Genomic DNA, 16,277 nt, shown 5'->3' with positions numbered 1-16,277 from the left:
GCGCGCGACACATCTCGATACATGCGGTGGTGCGCGGCCCTGCTGGGCGTCGGGCTGGCCGTCGGGGCTGCGGTCCCGGCGCCTTCCGCGGTCGCGGCCGGCACCTGGCAGGAAGGATCCTGGCCCGGCATTCCCCCCGCGCACGTGACGGCCACCCCGGACGGGGCCGTGGCGCTGTCGGGCCGCGGACAGGGCAGCTTCCTGTGGCGCTACGAACGCCGCGCCGCCGAATGCCTGAGCTGGCGCTGGCGCGTCGACCACGGACCGCCGCCGACGCGCCTCGATCGCCGCGGGGGAGATGACCGCGCCATTTCCATCACGATCGGCTTCGGCGGCTGGCCGCCGCGGGCCAGTGCCTGGCAGCGCGTCCAGCACACCATGGCCGAGGCGCATGCCGGCGGCCGCAGCCTGCCGCGCGCCGCGCTCGTCCTCGTCTGGGGCGGCACGGGGGAGGAACCGCGCGGCTTCGAAAGCCCCTACATGGCTGGGCTTGGCCGCGTCTTCGTCCTGCGGCCCGCGCATGCGCCGCGCGGGACGTGGCACGACGAGCGCGTCAATCTCGCCGCCCTGTGGCGCGAGGCCTTCGGCGGCACGCCGCCGCCGGTCGAGAAGATCGTGATCGGCCTCGATTCGGAGGATACCGGCGCGCGTATCGAGGCGCGCGTCGAGGACATCCGCTTCGGCCCCTGTCCGCAGCGCTCGTGAGCGTGCACCCTGCGGGCCGGCCGGCGCTTCCGGCGCGTCTTGCATGCAGGATCGATTGATGACCGTCACCAAGCAGGAATTCCGCGACGCCATGTCCCGCCTCGGCGCGGCGGTGAACATCGTGACGACCGACGGCCCGGCGGGCCTCGGCGGAATGACGGTCAGCGCGGTGTGCTCGGTGACGGATGACCCGCCGACGCTGCTGGTCTGCCTCAACCGCGGCAGCCCGCAGAACCGGCTGTTCAAGGACAATGGCGTGCTGTGCGTGAACTGCCTGGCCCCCGGGCAGGAGGAATTGTCGGGCCGCTTCGCCGGCCGCAGCGCCGAAGCCGACATGCCCGAGCGCTTCAGCCATGCGAGCTGGGGGCTGCTGTCGACCGGCGCGCCGGCGCTCGACGGCTGCACGGTGTCCTTCGACTGCCGGATCGCCGAGGTGGTCGAGCGCGGCACCCACAGCGTCCTGTTCTGCGAGGTGGAGGCGGTGCGCCAGGGCGCGGCGTCCCGCGGGCTGATCTGGTTCAGCCGGGACTACCACCGCGTCGGGGCGGAGTGATCCAGGTTACCGCGCTGCAGCATTGCTTCCATGCGGAAGCCGCAAAGGTGCCTTAAACCTTGATCAGCCTATGTTTGGCACAGCGGTGCCAGGAGCGAGGCCGATGACCGAAGTGAAGGTGGAATTGCCGGACCAGGTGGCGGAGGAGATCGCGCGGCGTGCGGCGGCCCTCGGCACCACGGCCGAGGAATGGGTGGCGGCGGTGGTCCAGGACCTTGCCGCCGACCTGCCCGAGACGACCGAGGACGGCCCGGACGCCTGGATCGCGCGCTGACGGGGCGCGCGGAGGCTTGGCCTTCGCGCGCCCCCTGAGGCATTCGGCGGCGTTACTTCACGGCGTCGGGGCGACGATCGGCCGCGTGGCCGGCATCGATCGGTCCTGGCTTTGCGGCCCGCGCCGTGCGGGCCGCAGGTGGCGCTGTCCCGCGCGGGGCGAGCGCCCGCTACCACTCCCCGTAGAACACGCCGGCCGCCTTGTGGCGATCGGTGCGGAATTCGGCCTCGGCCCAGGTCAGCGTGGTGCGGCGCTTGAGCGCCGTGAACCAGGCGAGCAGCCGCTCCCGCATCGCCTCGCGCACGCCCTCGAGCGCCGGATCGGCGCCGAGGTCATGGAATTCCTGCGGATCCGCCGCGAGGTCGAACAGCATCGGCCGGAAGCCGTCCGTCCAATGGACGTATTTCCAGCGGTCCGTGCGCACCATCCAGGCGTGATGCTGCCCGGTCTTGAGCCCGAGCCGCCGCCGCGCGCCGCGGAAGGTCCAGTCGAGCTCGCTGAACACCGCCTCCCGCCACGCGGGTGATGCGCCGCGCGTCAGCGGCAGCAGCGAACGGCCCTCCACCACGTGCTCGGCCGGGTCGAGGCCCAGCGCATCGAGGATGGTCGGCACCACGTCGATCGCCTCGACGAAGCGATCATCCGCCGTGCCGCGCGTGGCGTCGGCCTCGCGCGAGGGATCGAAGACCAGCATCGGCACGCGCTGGATGCAGTCGTGGAACAGTTCCTTTTCGCCCAGCCAGTGGTCACCGAGGTAGTCGCCATGGTCCGAGGTGAAGACGACGAGCGTATCGTCCCACCGTCCGAGCCGGTCGAGTGCTGCCCAGACCCGCCCGAGGTGATGGTCGAGCTGCGCGATCAGCCCCTGATAGGCGGGGCGGACCGTCGCGATGCAGTCGTCGTTCTGGAAGGACTGCGCGACTTCCTCGTTCTGGAACTCGCGCAGGATGGGGTGCGCGGCGTTGTCGCGCTCCACGGGATCGCGCATGACGGGCAGGCACTGATCGGCTGAGTACATCGCGTGGTAGGGCGCCGGCGCGATGTAGGGCCAGTGCGGCTTCACATAGGACAGGTGCAGCACCCAGGGGCTGTCGCCCTGTGCTTCCATGAAGGCGATGGCGCGGTCAGTGGTGTAGGCGGTCTCGCTGTGCTCCTCCTTCACCCGCGCGGGGTGGCGGGCGTTGCGCATCTTCCAGCCGTTCTGGGTGTTGCCGGCCGCGTCGGTGACGGCGATGACCCAGTCGGTCCAGGGGTCCTTGCTGTCGTAGCCCTGCGCGCGCAGCCAGTCGGCATAGGCGCTGTCGGTCTCGGCGTGATGGCCGTCGTGGCGGTCGACCAGGGTGAACCAGCCCTCGCGCAGCAGCACCGCGAGCTCGTCCTGCCCGTCGAGCAGCAGCCGCTTCATCCCGCGCGCATCGGGCAGCATGTGCGTCTTGCCGGCGAGCGCCAGCGTCCGCCCGCTTTCGCGCAGGTGCCAGCCCAGCGTGACCTCGCCGACCGAGAGTGGCACCCGGTTGTGCGTGGCCCCATGCGAGGAAACGTAGCGCCCCGTATAGGCCGACATGCGCGACGGCCCGCAGATGCCCGACTGGACATAGGCCTGCGCGAAACGCACCCCGCGCGCGGCGAGCGCATCGATGTTCGGCGTGCGCAGGAAGGGATGCCCCGCGCAGCCGAGGTGATCCCAGCGCAGCTGGTCGCACATGATGTAGAGCACGTTGCGGATCGCCATGCGCCGGTCCCTGGTTTCCCGGGGCCAGCCTAGCGGCGCGCGCGCGGTGGGGAAGGGGCCGGGCGCATCAGCGCGACGGCCTCGGCGAAGCCCATCGCTTCCGCGTCCTCGAGCGGCGTCGAGAGATCGTCGATGCGCGTCCGCGCCGTGATGTCGGCGCCATGCGCGAGCAGCATCCGCACCGCCACGATGTCGCGCCGCCAGACGGCGTGGTGCAGCGCCGTGCCATCGTTCAACCCGCGCTGTTCGGTGTCGGCGCCAGCCCGCAGCAGCACCGCGAGGACGGCGTGGCGGTCCTCGCGCGGGGCGTCGATCGCCTGGAACAGCGGCGGGAAACCATCCGCGGCCCCGGCGCGCGGATCGGCCCCCGCGGCGATCAGCGCGGCGACGAAATGCGGCGGCCCGCAGCGGATCGCGATGTCGAGCGGCCGGTCCCCGCAGCCGAGGAAGTCGACGCCGAGGAGGCAGTCCGGGAAGCCTTCCGGGTCGCCGAGGGCGGCGCGGAAGGCGGGCATGTCGCCCGCCGTCGCCGCGGCCTCGGCGGCGCGCCAGCGGTCGAGGGGGTCAGGGACCGGGGCGGGCGGCAGGGCTGAAGATCTCCCACACATGCCGGTCGACATGGGTTGCCGAGATCGCGCCGAAGCCACGGCCCGGCACGACGGGGCGGCGGCTGAAGTCGGGTGCGCCGGTCGCCCAGCGGCTGCCCATGCTGTTGCGGAAGATGAACCAGCCGCCGAGCGGCTCCGTCGCATCCGTCTGGAATCCCACGACGCAGACGGCGTGTCCGGAATCGAGCCTGACCATGTTGGGTGTCGGATCGGACAGGATGCCGCTGACCACCGGATCATCCTGCCACCAGTTCGAGGGCCCGTTCGCCGGCGCATCCTGATCGCGGAACTCCGGCAGGGCGATGGCGACCGGGCGTGGCGGGTTCGACCGCAGCAGGTCGAGGACCGTCCGGGCCACGCCTGGCGGCCGCGGCACCACGTCCGGGTCACCGAGGTCATAGGACACGACGGCGTCCGTGCGTTCCTTCTGGGCGGCGTGGAGGGCGGCGTCGCTCGGCTGGTCGTCCCGCGGCCGATCGTCGGGCCAATCGGCGCGCCGGCAGATGCCGAGATCCGCGAGGACCTGGCGGGCTTCGGTCAGCTTGGTCGCGCCGTTCGCGGCATCGGCGGCCTGGCTGCCCCGCGCGAGGATGCGATTGTAGAGAAAGATCGCGGAGAAATCAGGCGGCGCCTGGCCCTGCGTGCGCCGCGCGAGTTCCATCGCGCCCGCGGCGGCGAAGCCGACGCAGGTCGGCGCTGCGGCCTGGTCGCGCAGCCCCCACAGGCCCCGCACGCCGCCTGCCAGAAGATCCGCGGGCTCGTCGCCCAGCTTGACCGGCCGGTTGTGGGACGGCCAGTCGGCGGGCGGCCCTGCGACGGCACCGTCGCGCGCCGATCGCGCGCCGGATGGGATGGCGATGCGCGGCTGCGGTTGCGCCAGCGCCGCGCGATAGGCGTCGCTCAGCATCGGTTCGAGGAGCGCAAGCAGCTTCCGCCGTTCGAGCGCGGGACTCAGCCGATCGAGCGACGGGCTCGCCGCAAGCACGCTGTGCAGCGCGTCATACGACCGGATGGCCGCGTCGCGGAGGAAGGCGACCTGTTCGGGCTGCAGCCCGAGTTCGGCCGCAGCGGTCTGCAGGAACGGCCAGGTCACGGCGCCGGGCTCGTGCTCTTCGGTGCCTGCCCGGCCTCGAGCAGGCCGATCTCGCTGCGCGCTTCCTGCAGCAGGTCCTGGAACGGCTGCAGGGCGAAGAGCCGTCCCTTGATCGCCTCGGCGATGTATTCGCCGCATTCGCTGTCGGTGCGGAAATGCACGCCGGCGACTTCGCGGTTCTCGGCGATCCGGTCCGCGAGCGCCTGGAGTGCCGGCTCGATCGCGCCCCGCACCAGGGAACCGGCGGGGAAGATCTCGGCGAGGGCGGCGGCGACCAGGTGCGCCTGCAGCGAGTGGTTGCTGGGATAGGACGCATGCGGCGGCGTCGGGATGACCGGCAGCAGCGCGGGATACACCTGCGCCGGGCGCGCGCGCTGGAACTGCCACTTGTAGGTCATGCCCACCATCTGCCCGATCGCGATGCAGGCCGAGACCAGCGTGGTCACCGCCGGCCGTGCCCCGCCGCCGGCGCCGAGCATCTGCAGGAAGTAGGTATCGAACGCGTCGGCCTGGGCGAGGATCTCGGGCAGCCGCGCCTCGCGCAGCGCGGCCGCCTTCTCGAGGAGCTCGCGGATCTCCCCGGCCAGAGAGGGAGCGGTATCGACCGGCGGATCGACGCCGATCGTGCCCCAATCGGTTCGTGCGAAGGCGGCGAGCAGGGTCTGCGCGCGCAGCCCCGGCGACCAGGCGGTGCGCGGAAACCCGGTGCGGTTCGACTGGCCGGCGACGGGCGATCCGCAGAGCAGCACCCGCAGCCCGCCGCCCTTGTCGAGCGGCGGCACGGTCCCGGGGACCTCCAGCGGGCCCGCCAGGGGCATCAGGAAGGGAACGGCGCCGCCCCCGTTGCCTCCACCGTTGCCGCCCCCGTTTCCGCCGCCGTTGCCACCACCGTTGCCGCCGCCGTTGCCGCCACCATTGCCGAAGAACAGGATCGTCACCTTGGTCTCCCTTCGCGATCACCCGTCAGGCGGGCAGGCCCGCCGCCATGAGTCGCGCGCCGTAGAGGTGCCGTTCGCCGTCGTCGCGGAAGGCCTGACGGTCGATCATCGGACGCACGCGGAAATGCGGTTCGAGCCGGCGGTGCCGTTCGATCAGCGGCCGCGCCTCCGCCTCGCGGCCCAAGGCGGCCAAGGCGGCCGCCGTCACGCGCAGGTTCGACGTGTAGTTCGGGTTCGACCGCCAGGACTGGAGGCCCCAATCGGCGGCAGCGGCGTGGTTGCCGCTCGCATAGTGGCCGATCGAGAGGAAATGCTCGAAGCGGAAGGCGAGGGGATCGCTCGGCGAGAGTGAGAGCGCACGCTCGGCACGCCGCACGGCTTCCGGGCCGTCGCCCATCCAGGCGAAGGTCGGGCTGGTCCAGAGCCAGGTTTCCGCATCGTTGGGGGCGGCGTCGAGCGCGCGTTCGAAGAGCTTGATCGCATCCGCGTAGCGACGCCCCAGGATCGTGTGGTTGTGCCCGCGCATCGCGAGCGCCCGGGGGTGCGACGCATCGCGATCGAGTGCGGCGTCGATGGCGGTCTCGAGCCCGCGCGCATCGGCATCCCGATCGTCGGACCACCCCTGGTTGATCCGCAGGCTGTGCCAGTCGGCGAGCGTCGCGTGGGTCGGCGGAAAGTCTGGGTCGAGCGCGATGGCCCGGTGCAGCAATCGGCCGGCTTCCTCGAAGGCGGTCCGTTCCATCCGGAAGATCAGCTGGCGCGCCTGCACCAGCAGCCGATAGGCGCCGAGGTCGACCGGCCGCTGCCGCCGGGCCTGCACGAGTTCCGCCTCCTGCACGCGGGGTGCGAGGGTGTTGGCGATGATGGCGGCGATGCGGTCCTGGGTCTCGAAGGTGTCGGCGTTCGAGACGTCGTAGGGCCGCTGCCAGATCACCGCGGCGGTGCGCGCATCCGACAACTCGGTCGTCAGGCGCAGGCTCGCGCCGGCACGCCGCAGGGTGCCGGCGACGACATAGGCGACGCCGAGCCGCTCGCCGATCGCGCGCGGATCCATGCAGTCGGCGCCGGGGAAATGGGTCGAGCTCGCCGAGATCACCACGGGTTCCCGCAGCGTGGCCAGGGCGCCGACCACGCCTTCCTGCACGCCACGGGCGAAGATCGACAGCTCCGGATCGTGCATCGACAACTGGAAGGGCATGACGGCGACGGTCGGCACCGAGGGCGAGGCAAAGTGCGCGGTGGCGGGCGCCGCCGCCGGGCCGGGGATCGGCAGGTCGAGCAGATAGCCGCGGCGCGGCACGGTCTTGAGAAAGACGCCGTCGTCGCCGAGCGCCCGACGGATCTCGACGATGCATTGCGTGATGCTGTCGTCGGTGACGGTCACCTCGGGCCAGACGGTGTCCAGGATCTCGGTTCGGCCGAGGAGGTGCCCGGCGCGATCGTGCAGCAGGATCAGCAGCGCCAGCGTCTTCGGACGCAGGGTCGTCGCCGCGCCGTCCGCGCGCCGCAGGATGCCGCGCTCGATGTCGAGCGTGCTGCCGCCGATCCGTCGGTCTCCTGTCGAGGCGGCCATGGCCGTCCCCTTTGCTGCATGCCCCATGCGTGGCGCTGCCGTCGGCGTTGGACCCGGCTTCCCGGCCGGGCGGCGCGCTCCGCAATCATAATGGAAAGCGCAGCCCGATCACGAATGTCGTGATGGCGATCACAACGCCCGGCTGCCGCCCTCCGGTTTCGGCATCGTTTCGGAGTTCTTTCGGGATTGCGGGCGCCTGGCTGCCCGAGGGTGCCGACGCCCCGATGGGGGGCGACAGGAGCCCAGCCATGCGCAGCGCCATCTTCCCGCTGATCTGCCTTCTCGCGTCCGGCATCGCCACCGCCGCGGAGCATTCCGGTCCCCCCGTCGCGATCCTGCTGCCCGACGCCACGGGCGAGGAGGGGCGGGCCGAGGCGTATGTCGATGCCCTTTCGGCCCGCGGCATCGCCAGCATCGTGTTGGACCTCGAGGAGCGGGAGGAGGGGCCGCGCACCTCGGCCGATCCCGCCCCGTCCATGGCGGCCGAGGACCTCGCCCGGCACTGGGCGGCGGGTGACGGGCCCTCGCTCGCCGGGCGCCGTGTCGCGCTGATCGGCTTCGGCGCGGGGGCACGGGTGGTGCTCGCGGCGGGGGAGGCGCCGGTGGTGGCGCTCGATCCTGGCTGCCGCGGCCTCATCATCGTGCCGCGGGTGGCGCCCGCCCTGCTGGTGCATGGTCTCGCGAGCCCCGATGCCGGCGACTGCGCCGCGCTGGACGGCACGGCCGGGCTGGAGCGCCTGCCCCTGACCGGGGTCACCCATGGCTGGGATCTCCCGGTGGTCGCCGCGCCCGGCGGGGTGCTGCTGCCGGATCCGGCGAGCCGTTCGCGGCGCCGCGGCCGGCCCGATCCGGTGGCGACCCTCGCCGTGGCCGAGGCGGTCGCGGACTGGCTCGCCCGCCGGCTCGAGGCGCCGGCACAGTGACGATGGCCGACCAGGCCGGCCGTCCGCCCCGCCGGAGCCCACGCCTGCGCCGCCATCCGGGATGGCGGGTGGTCGCAGGCGCCTTCCTGCTGGTCATGGCCGGCTTCGGGGCGATCTATTCCTACGCAGCCTTCGCCGAGCAGATCGCCGCCGACTTCGGGACCGACCTGGTCGGGGTGTCCTTCATCTACGCGCTGTCCGGCGCGTCCTGCTTCTTCGTCAGCGCGGTCAGCGGGCCGCTGGCCGACAGGGTGGGTCCGCGGCTACCGGCCACGGCAGGCACCGCCCTGGTGGGGCTCGGCCTGCTGGTGGCTGCTGCTGCGGGCAGCCTGGCGGAAATCTACGCCGGCTATGGCCTGCTGATCGGCATCGGCACCGGCTTCGCCTACGTGCCGGCCATGGCCGCTGTCCAACGCTGCTTCTCGGCCCATCGCGGCCTCGCCTCCGGCATCGCGGCGAGCGGCATAGGCGTGGGCACCGCCCTCGTCCCTCCGGCCGCGCAGGCTTTCCTCGCCGTGGTCGACTGGCGGGCGACCTTCGCGATCTTCGGCATCGCGGCCCTGCTCGTGGGCGCCGTGGGGGCGATGCTGCTGGAACCGGCAGGCCGCCGCGGGCCGCGCCGGGGGAGGGCGGCGCGAGCCGCCGACGAATCCCCGTTCACGTGGCGTCGCCGCGCCTTCGCGGCGACCTGGGTGGGCACGCTGTTGATCTCGATGCCGGCGACGCTGCCGCAGGCCATGCTGGCCGGCACGGCGCGCGACCTCGGATTGCCGAGGGACGAGGCCTTGGGTCTCCTCGGGTTGATCGGCCTGGGCAGCATCGCCGGACGGTTCGTGATCGCGGCGGTGTCGGACAGCATCGGGCGCCGCCGCACCTTCCTGGGTTGCTGCGCGGGGATGGCCGGCAGCCTCGGGCTCTGGGCCGCGGCCGAAGGTGCCGCCACGCTGCAGGCCTTCGCGCTCATCTTCGGCGCGCTGCAGGGTGGTTTCGTCGCCCTCCTGCCGGCCTTCGGCGCGGACAGTTTCGGCGTGCGCGCCGCGGGGCGGGTGCTGGGCCTGCTCTACACGAGCCGCGGCGTCGCGCTGCTCCTGGCGCCGCCGGCGCTGGCGGCTGCGGCGGGGGTCGCCGGACATGCGGCGCCCGTGCTGGCAGCGGCGATCCTGGGTGGCCTCGGGACGCTGCTGGTGGCGCGGGCCGGGCGCCCGTCCGTCCCCGAGGCCGAAAACGCAGAAGGCCCTGGCGGTTGCCCGCCGGGGCCTTCCCATCGCGTGGCCGGAGCCCGGCCCGCGGAACCCTGGTGACCCGCAGCCTAGGCGGCTGCGGTGATCCGGGCCGCGGCCGCGGCTGACCGAGTTGAGCGATGAGACACCGGATCACCTCCTTTCGTTCGTTGACGACACCAGCATGCTGCGCCGCGGCAGCCATCCGATGCAATCACTTCGCATCGAGTCGGCGCCGGCGACCGAAGGCTGCGGCGCGGGGGTCACGCCCGGATACGCGAAGGGCCCCGGCGGTCGCCCGCCGAGGCCCCTGCGCGACGCGCCGCGACTACGACAGTTCGGCGTAGGTGCCGTTGCGCCAGACGTAGAAGACGTAGTCCGGCACCGTGACGTCGCCCTTGGCGTCGAAGGAGATCGGCCCGAGCACGGTCTGCCAGGGACCGTCGGCCTTGATCACCTGCGCGAGCCGGCGCGGATCCGTGGTGTTCGCCTTCTTCGCCGCCTCGGCGAAGATCTGGATGGCGGCGTAGGTGTAGAGGACGTAGCCCTCGGGATCGACGTTGCGGGCACGGAAGCGAGCCACGACCTCGGCCGCCGTGGGGCGGCGCCGCGGGTCGGAGGAGAAGGTCATCAGCGTGCCTTCGCCGGCATTGCCCGCGATCTGCCAGAACTCGTTCGTCACGAGCGAATCGCCGCCGATCAGGGTGACGTTCATCCCCTGCTCCTTGGCCTGGCGGATGATGAGGCCGCCCTCGGTGTGGTAGCCGCCGAGGTAGATGACCTCGATGCCCGCCGCCTTCATGCGGCTGACCAGGGCGTTGTAGTCACGCTCGCCCGGCGTGTAGGCGGCGTACATCGTCTCCTGCATGCCGCCGGCGTTCATCGCCTTCTTGGTCTCGTCCGCGAGGCCTTTGCCGTAGGCGGAGTTGTCGTGAAGGATCGCGACCTTCTTGCCGCGGAAGTTCTGCACGATGTAGCGGCCCGCCACGAGTCCCTGCTGGTCGTCGCGGCCGCAGGTGCGGAAGGTGTTCCACTTGCCTTCGTCGGTGAAGCGCGGGTTGGTCGAGGCCGGCGACATCTGCAGCACGCCTTCCTCGGCGTAGACGTCGCGCGCCGGGATCGAGGAGCCGGAGCAGAAATGCCCGGCAACGAACTGCACGCGGCGTGCCGCGAGCTGGTTCGCGACGGAGACGGCCTGGCGCGGGTCGCAGGCGTCGTCGCCGATCTCGAGCGCGAGCTGGCGGCCGAGCACGCCGCCCGCTGCGTTGATGTCCGTGACCGCCTGGGTCGCGCCCTCGCGCATCTGTGTTCCGAAGGCGGCGTATTGGCCGGTCATCGGGCCGGCGGTCGCGATGCGGATGGGGCCCGAGGCGCCCTGGGCGAATGCCTCCCGGCCGATGGTGAGCGCGCCAAGACCGGCGCCGAGCACGAGCCTGCGTGTCGTCTGCATTCGTGAACCCCTGTCGTTCCTGGCCGCCCGGGGCGCCGGGATGGCGCGGGCGCGGCCCCGGCGGCAGAGCGTAAGGGAGGCGCGGGCGCCTTGCCCAGCGTGACCTTGCGCACGGGCCACCCCGCCCCCTCTCTGGCACCGGGGGCTGTAGGCTGGTAGCGTAACGTGCGCCTGTCACACTGGGAGTTGTCTGGATGCGCTCCGCCTTTCGCCGCCCCATCGCCGCCGTCACCGCCGCCGCCATGCTGGCCGGCTGCGTTTCCACCCAGGCGAGCCGCATCGGCACCGATGACGGCCGCGACGTGTGCCGCACCTACGTCGTGCAGCTCGACAGCACCGGCGACTTCTACGGCGAGGACATCCTGCGCGGCGCGGCGATCGGCGCCGGCACCGGCGCGCTCGCGGGCGGCCTGATCGCCGCGGCGACAGGCCGGCGCGGCAGCGACATCCTGGCCGGTGCGGCGATCGGCGCGCTCGCCGGCGGCGTGATCGGCGGCACCGCCGGCTACATCCAGGCGCGGCAGCGCCAGGCCCAGGACCAGCAGCAGCTGCTGATGGCGGTCGGCGGCGACCTGCGCAACGAGAACGCGCAGCTCGACCGTACCCAGGTCGCCTTCGACCAGCTGGTGAACTGCCGCATGAACGCGGCGAACCAGATCCGCCGCGACGTGCGCGCCGGCCGTATGACCCGCGACCAGGGCATGGCGCTGATGTCCTACCAGCGGCAGCTGATGCAGCGCGACGTGGCGCTCGCGCAGCAGATCAACCAGAAGATCGGGACCCGCGGCAGCGAGTTCGACACCGCCATCGAGACCATCGCGCCGGGCACCAAGCAGGCCGCGACCGCGCGCCGCACCGCGACGCCGACGACCGCGCGCGTCTCGGCGCCGATCCGCATCCGCCCCGATGCCGGCGCCGCCGAGATCGGGCAGCTGAGCGCGCGCGACCGCGTCACGGTCACGCCCGCGCAGGGCAATTTCGCGATGGTCGAGACCTCCTCGGGCCTGCGCGGCTACGTGCCGGCGAGCGCCGTCGGCGTGCGCGGCCTCGGCACCGAGCCGTCGGCCGGGCGCGGGCAGGATGGCGAGTTCCGCCAGCTCGCTGCCTCGAACATCGCGCGGCGCGACAACTTCTCGGAGAGCGTGCAGAACGCCGATCGCCTGGCGCAGGGCCAGGGCTTCGAGCTGGCCGGCTGAACCGATGATCGGCCGCCGCCTGCTCGCGCGCTTCTGGCTCGCGGCGGCCCTTCTCGTCTCCGCCGGCGCCGCGCCGGCGCAGCAGGCGCAGCAGGACCCGCCGCAGCAACCCTTCCTGCGCGTCGAGGCGGAGGCGCACATCGCGCCCATCGCGCGCCTCGCGACCGATGCACAGGGGTCGGTGCTCGCGACGGTGTCGGACGACAAGACGCTGCGCCTGTGGAACCTGCCCGAAGGCTCACAGCGCCTCGTCATCCGGCCGCCCATGGGGCCGGACGCCGAGGGCGAACTCTATGCCGTGGCGATGACGCCCGACGGGGCGCGCGTCGCGGCGGCGGGCTTCACGGCGCGGTCCTGGGATCCGGGCTTCGCGCTCTACATCTTCGACGCCCGCACGGGTCGGCTCGCGGCGCGGCTGCCGGGACTGGCCGCCCCGATCCAGCACCTTGCCTTCTCGGCGGACGGAACGCGGCTGGCCGCAGCGCTCGGCGGGCGCGCGGGCCTCAAGGTGTGGGACGCCCGCAACGGCCGGTTGCTGTTCGAGGACACGGCCTTCACGGGCCCGACCCGCATGGTGGCCTTCGATGCGGCCGGACGGCTCGCGGCGAGTTCGGCCGATGGCGGCGTCCGCCTCTACGACGCGCAGGGGCAGCGCATTGCGCAGCGCGTGCCGGTGCAGGGCGCGCGGCCCTATGGCATCGCGTTCTCGCCGGATGGATCGCTCCTCGCCGTGGGCTTCGAGGACCGGCTGCGCGTGGAGGTCCTCGCCGCCTCCGACCTCCGCAGCGTCTTCGCGCCGGATGTTTCGGGGCTGGCCGGGGAGGGGCTGCCCGCGGTCGGTTGGGCGCATGACGGCAAGGGTGGCGTTCAGTTCCACGCCGCCGGCTATGCGCGGCTGAACCGCGCCCCCGGCGCGGCGCAGGCGCCCGCGGTGCGGCAGGCCGACCCCCCGCCCGCGGCGCCGGCCGGGGGCGGACGGCCCTCGGCGGGATCCTCGTCGCAGGGCTCGCGCGGCCTTGCGGTCCGCGAACAGCAACCGCCGCCGCCGGGCGCCACACCGCCGCCGCCGCCGCCGGCGCCGGCCGCCGCGGCCCCGGACGTGCGGCGCGAGTTCGTGATCCGGCGCTGGGCCGATTTCGGCCTGGGCCCCTACACCGATATTCCGGCGTCGCGCGACGCCATCTCCCACCTGCTGCCGCTGCCGCAGGGGGGGCTCGCCTATGCGGCGGCCGACCCCGGCTGGGGCTTGCTCGCGCCGGACGGGTCCGTGGCGATCGCGCCGCGGCCGCCGGGTGGCGATTACCGCAATACGGGCGTGACACTGGCGCTGTCGGCGGACGGAACCCAGGTGTTGTTCACCCTGCGCGCGGGTGGTCAGCCGCTGGTCTTCGACCCGCTGACGGGAACGCTGTCGGCCTGGCAGGGCGAGGCGGGCTTCGCCGCGGCGCGCGTCGAGACGCCGCGCCTGCGCGTGCTGGACTGGCGCAATTCGAACCGTCCGCGCCTGGGCAACACGCCGCTGCGGCTGGGGGAGGGCGAGTTCGCCCGCAGCCTGGCGATCCTGGTGCGGGACGACGGGTTTCTGCTCGGCACCGACAACCACCTGCGGCTGTTCGATGCGCAGGGGCGTCTGGTCGATTCCATCTCCACGCCCGGCGCGGTCTGGGGCGTGACGGTGGCGGGCGACATGGGTGTCGCCGCCCTCGGCGACGGCACCATCCGCTGGTACCGCTTCGAGGCCGGGGCGCTGCGGGAGATCGCCGCGTTGTTCGTGCAGGCGGAGACGCTGCGCTGGGTGCTCTGGACGCCCGAGGGCCTGTTCGACCACGCCGCCAATGGCGGGCAGGAACTGGTGGGCGTGCACCTCAATGGCGGGAGGAACCAGACGCCGGAATGGGCGTCCTTCCAGCAGGCCTATCGCGCGCTGTATGCGCCGCGCGCGGTGCGCGGACGCATCGCCGGCGACTTCGCGCCCGCGCAGGAACGCCTGGCGCAGCTTGGCGAGGTGCGCAGCCGCATCGGCCGGCTGCCGACCTTCACCCCCGGGACGCTCTGCGCCGTGGTGGGGGATGACTGCCAGCCACTCGCCTGGGATGCGCGTGTGCTGCCCGAGGGCGCGCGGTCGCTGCGGATGAGCTTCACCGCGACGGACCGAGGCATGGGCTTCGGGCCCTTCGACGTGCTGGTGAACGACCGCATCGCGGCGCGCGCCGAGCCCGCCGCGGGCGAGACCGGCGTCGAGGTGCTGCTCGATCCCGGCAACAACCGCATCGCCACGCGGCTCTATGCCGCCGATGGGGAGTTGTTCGCCGAAGGACCGGTCCTGACGCTGCGCCGCCCCGGCGAACCCGAGGCGCCGCCGGGCGCAGGCCGCCTGATCGTTCTCGCGATCGGCGTGAACCAGTACGCGCAGGCGGATCTGAACCTGCGCTTCGCCTCACCCGACGCGCGGTCGGTCGCCGAGACGCTGCGGACGAGCGGCAATGGCTTGTTCACCGATGTCGATCTGCGCGTGGTGCCCGATTCACGCGCGACGCGGCGGGGGGTGCTCGACGCGCTGGCGGCGGCGGCACGGGATGTGCGGCCGGAGGATACCTTCATCCTCTATCTCGCCGGGCACGGCATCGTCTCGCAGCCGGGCAACCGCTTCCTTTTCCTGCCGTCGGACGTGCACGACACCTCCTCCATGGGGGCGCTGAGGCCGCAGACGATCGACGACACGACGCTGGTGGCGGCGCTCGCGCGCATCCGGTCGCGCGATGCCTTCATCCTGATCGACACCTGCTATGCGGGGCAGATCGACATCGACCAGCTGGCGGCGATCGGCAACGACACGGGGCGGTTCCTACTCGCGGCGTCGTCGAGCGTGCAGGAAGCGCTCGATTCCTACGACGACCGCAACGGCGTCTTCGCCTACGCCCTGATGGAAGGGTTGCGGGGACGCGCGGCGGTCGATGCTGACGGGCGCGTGACGGCGCTCGCCCTCGGCGAATGGGTGACGCGGCGCGTGCCGCAATTGGCGCGCGAGAAGGGCCACCAGCAGAATGCGGTGTTCCGCGCGGCCCAGCGCGAATTGCGGTCCTTCCCGATCGGCGTGGTCCAGCGCTGACGCCAGGGTCAGCGCGGCGGGACCGCGTCGCAGCCCGCGCCTTCGGTCAGGAAGCCGACGGCGCGGTCGTCCATGATCTCGAACCGCACCGCGCAGGACGACATCGGCCGGCTGCCGGTCCGGTTCGGCATCAACGGGCCCGAGGCGATGCCCTGGCCGCTCAGCGGAGCACCGCCGAGGCCGAAGCCCGCACCGGGCCCGATCGTCGCCGGCGCCGGGGTGCCGAGATCGGTCCAGAGCAGGTAGCGACGGCCATCGGCCACGAAATCGGCGGTGGGTGGCCCGAGCCGTTCGGCCAGCACCGAGGTCGGCTGGCCGACCAGCGCCTGCATGCGGGCATCGAAGCCGGCTTGCGTCGCGCAGCCCGCTGCGCCGAGCGCAAGCAGCAACGCCATGCCGAAGATCCGCCTGGCCATGATCCTTCCCCTCCGGTCCTGGATGCCGGCACCGGAATGTTACCGGGTGGAGGGCCGCGCGCTCAATCGCCGGGTGGCTGCGCAATGCACCCATTGCCGGCGCGGGTGAAGGCGATGACGCGGTCGGCGCGGATCTCGAAGGTGACGCGGCAGGGTGGCGGCGGGGCGTAGGCGGTGTAGCCGGTGCCGAGCCCGAGGCCCCCGCCGTAGCCGCCGCGCCAGCCGAAGCCGCCGAAGCCGATGCCGAAGGCCGGCACGGCCGTGGGCGCCGAGGTGCCGAGCCGTTCGTATTGCAGGAAGCGCCGCCCATCCGGCGTGGTGTAGTCGCTGTCCGGCACGCCGACGGACTGCACCAGATCGCCGACCGGCAGGCCCACCAGCGCCTGCATGCGCTGGTCGAACCCCGCCTGGGTGGCGCAGCCCGCGAGGGCGAGGAGAAGGATGAGGATCCGGGCTCGCATCCCAGGAGGATGGGGAAGCAGGGCGG

15 protein-coding genes are annotated in these 16,277 nt (G+C 72.8%); 7 read left to right on the top strand and 8 right to left on the bottom strand.

The genetic code is table 11. The annotated features are described in order from the left end of the window. Positions 1-21: 21 nt before the first annotated feature. From GWK16_RS11450 to GWK16_RS11440, 3 genes are all read left to right on the top strand, one after another. Positions 22-705, top strand: coding sequence for a DUF3047 domain-containing protein (locus tag GWK16_RS11450; RefSeq protein ID WP_170054093.1), 684 nt, complete (start codon positions 22-24; stop codon positions 703-705). Between the two features lie 55 nt (positions 706-760). Continuing rightward, positions 761-1,258 carry a flavin reductase gene (locus GWK16_RS11445; protein ID WP_408903919.1) on the top strand — a complete coding sequence of 166 codons (498 nt, stop codon included), beginning with the start codon at positions 761-763 and terminating at the stop codon, positions 1,256-1,258. Between the two features lie 103 nt (positions 1,259-1,361). After that, positions 1,362-1,532, top strand: coding sequence for a hypothetical protein (locus GWK16_RS11440; RefSeq protein WP_170054091.1), 171 nt, complete (start codon positions 1,362-1,364; stop codon positions 1,530-1,532). A gap of 169 nt (positions 1,533-1,701) precedes the next feature. On the opposite strand, the gene GWK16_RS11435 is transcribed toward GWK16_RS11440, so the two are convergent. From GWK16_RS11435 to GWK16_RS11415, 5 genes are read right to left on the bottom strand one after another with little or no spacing between them, the layout of a single operon-like run. Then, positions 1,702-3,264, bottom strand: a complete 1,563-nt coding sequence (locus GWK16_RS11435) for an alkaline phosphatase family protein (RefSeq protein WP_170054090.1) — start codon at positions 3,262-3,264, stop codon at positions 1,702-1,704. Between the two features lie 29 nt (positions 3,265-3,293). Further along, the gene (locus GWK16_RS11430) at positions 3,294-3,779 is read right to left on the bottom strand and encodes an ankyrin repeat domain-containing protein (protein WP_170054089.1); all 486 of its coding nucleotides are present in this window, start codon (positions 3,777-3,779) and stop codon (positions 3,294-3,296) included. 49 nt (positions 3,780-3,828) lie between these two features. Further along, positions 3,829-4,965 (bottom strand): C1 family peptidase, encoded by a 1,137-nt coding sequence (locus GWK16_RS11425; RefSeq protein WP_170054088.1) that lies wholly within the window; start codon positions 4,963-4,965, stop codon positions 3,829-3,831. Next, a complete protein-coding gene (locus tag GWK16_RS25010; RefSeq protein WP_211187324.1) occupies positions 4,962-5,903 on the bottom strand; it encodes a phosphatase PAP2 family protein in 942 nt (313 codons plus the stop codon). The genes GWK16_RS11425 and GWK16_RS25010 overlap by 4 nt, the downstream gene beginning before the upstream one ends. A 25-nt stretch (positions 5,904-5,928) precedes the next feature. Continuing rightward, positions 5,929-7,476: a winged helix-turn-helix domain-containing protein gene (locus tag GWK16_RS11415; protein WP_170054087.1), complete on the bottom strand. Its 1,548-nt coding sequence runs from the start codon at positions 7,474-7,476 to the stop codon at positions 5,929-5,931. Between the two features lie 248 nt (positions 7,477-7,724). Here GWK16_RS11415 and GWK16_RS11410 point away from each other — a divergent pair, with 248 nt between their 5' ends. Both GWK16_RS11410 and GWK16_RS11405 read left to right on the top strand, forming a co-directional pair. Further along, complete coding sequence (locus tag GWK16_RS11410; RefSeq protein WP_170054086.1) at positions 7,725-8,399, top strand: dienelactone hydrolase family protein; 675 nt, start codon at positions 7,725-7,727, stop codon at positions 8,397-8,399. 68 nt (positions 8,400-8,467) lie between these two features. Next, positions 8,468-9,700: an MFS transporter gene (locus GWK16_RS11405; RefSeq protein WP_170054085.1), complete on the top strand. Its 1,233-nt coding sequence runs from the start codon at positions 8,468-8,470 to the stop codon at positions 9,698-9,700. A gap of 247 nt (positions 9,701-9,947) precedes the next feature. On the opposite strand, the gene GWK16_RS11400 is transcribed toward GWK16_RS11405, so the two are convergent. Continuing rightward, complete coding sequence (locus tag GWK16_RS11400; protein ID WP_170054084.1) at positions 9,948-11,069, bottom strand: branched-chain amino acid ABC transporter substrate-binding protein; 1,122 nt, start codon at positions 11,067-11,069, stop codon at positions 9,948-9,950. A gap of 194 nt (positions 11,070-11,263) precedes the next feature. Between GWK16_RS11400 and GWK16_RS11395 the strand changes: the two genes are divergently transcribed. Together GWK16_RS11395 and GWK16_RS11390 are read left to right on the top strand one after the other, a co-directional pair. Further along, on the top strand, positions 11,264-12,265 hold the full coding sequence (locus GWK16_RS11395; RefSeq protein WP_170054083.1) for an SH3 domain-containing protein: 1,002 nt from the start codon (positions 11,264-11,266) through the stop codon (positions 12,263-12,265). Positions 12,266-12,269: 4 nt separating this feature from the next. Continuing rightward, positions 12,270-15,374: a caspase family protein gene (locus tag GWK16_RS11390; RefSeq protein ID WP_170054082.1), complete on the top strand. Its 3,105-nt coding sequence runs from the start codon at positions 12,270-12,272 to the stop codon at positions 15,372-15,374. 8 nt (positions 15,375-15,382) lie between these two features. On the opposite strand, the gene GWK16_RS11385 is transcribed toward GWK16_RS11390, so the two are convergent. Continuing rightward, on the bottom strand, positions 15,383-15,790 hold the full coding sequence (locus GWK16_RS11385) for a hypothetical protein (protein ID WP_170054081.1): 408 nt from the start codon (positions 15,788-15,790) through the stop codon (positions 15,383-15,385). A gap of 62 nt (positions 15,791-15,852) precedes the next feature. Beyond that, a complete protein-coding gene (locus tag GWK16_RS11380; protein ID WP_170054080.1) occupies positions 15,853-16,251 on the bottom strand; it encodes a hypothetical protein in 399 nt (132 codons plus the stop codon). Between the last annotated feature and the right edge of the window lie 26 nt (positions 16,252-16,277).

The sequence above is a fragment of the Neoroseomonas marina genome, assembly GCF_012927745.1.
Classification (GTDB): domain Bacteria; phylum Pseudomonadota; class Alphaproteobacteria; order Acetobacterales; family Acetobacteraceae; genus Neoroseomonas; species Neoroseomonas marina.
Note: the sequence above shows the minus strand (reverse complement) of the source record. Positions and strands in the feature narration are given on the sequence as shown.

What these genes read in the sequence shown, in the direction of transcription:
- GWK16_RS11450 (WP_170054093.1), top strand. Translation starts at nt 22, where the DNA reads ATGCGGTGGTGCGCGGCCCTGCTGGGCGTCGGGCTGGCCGTCGGGGCT.
- GWK16_RS11440 (WP_170054091.1), top strand. Translation starts at nt 1,362, where the DNA reads ATGACCGAAGTGAAGGTGGAATTGCCGGACCAGGTGGCGGAGGAGATC.
- GWK16_RS11435 (WP_170054090.1), bottom strand. Translation starts at nt 3,264, where the DNA reads ATGGCGATCCGCAACGTGCTCTACATCATGTGCGACCAGCTGCGCTGG.
- GWK16_RS11430 (WP_170054089.1), bottom strand. Translation starts at nt 3,779, where the DNA reads ATGCCCGCCTTCCGCGCCGCCCTCGGCGACCCGGAAGGCTTCCCGGAC.
- GWK16_RS11415 (WP_170054087.1), bottom strand. Translation starts at nt 7,476, where the DNA reads ATGGCCGCCTCGACAGGAGACCGACGGATCGGCGGCAGCACGCTCGAC.
- GWK16_RS11410 (WP_170054086.1), top strand. Translation starts at nt 7,725, where the DNA reads ATGCGCAGCGCCATCTTCCCGCTGATCTGCCTTCTCGCGTCCGGCATC.
- GWK16_RS11400 (WP_170054084.1), bottom strand. Translation starts at nt 11,069, where the DNA reads ATGCAGACGACACGCAGGCTCGTGCTCGGCGCCGGTCTTGGCGCGCTC.
- GWK16_RS11395 (WP_170054083.1), top strand. Translation starts at nt 11,264, where the DNA reads ATGCGCTCCGCCTTTCGCCGCCCCATCGCCGCCGTCACCGCCGCCGCC.
- GWK16_RS11390 (WP_170054082.1), top strand. Translation starts at nt 12,270, where the DNA reads ATGATCGGCCGCCGCCTGCTCGCGCGCTTCTGGCTCGCGGCGGCCCTT.
- GWK16_RS11385 (WP_170054081.1), bottom strand. Translation starts at nt 15,790, where the DNA reads ATGGCCAGGCGGATCTTCGGCATGGCGTTGCTGCTTGCGCTCGGCGCA.
- GWK16_RS11380 (WP_170054080.1), bottom strand. Translation starts at nt 16,251, where the DNA reads ATGCGAGCCCGGATCCTCATCCTTCTCCTCGCCCTCGCGGGCTGCGCC.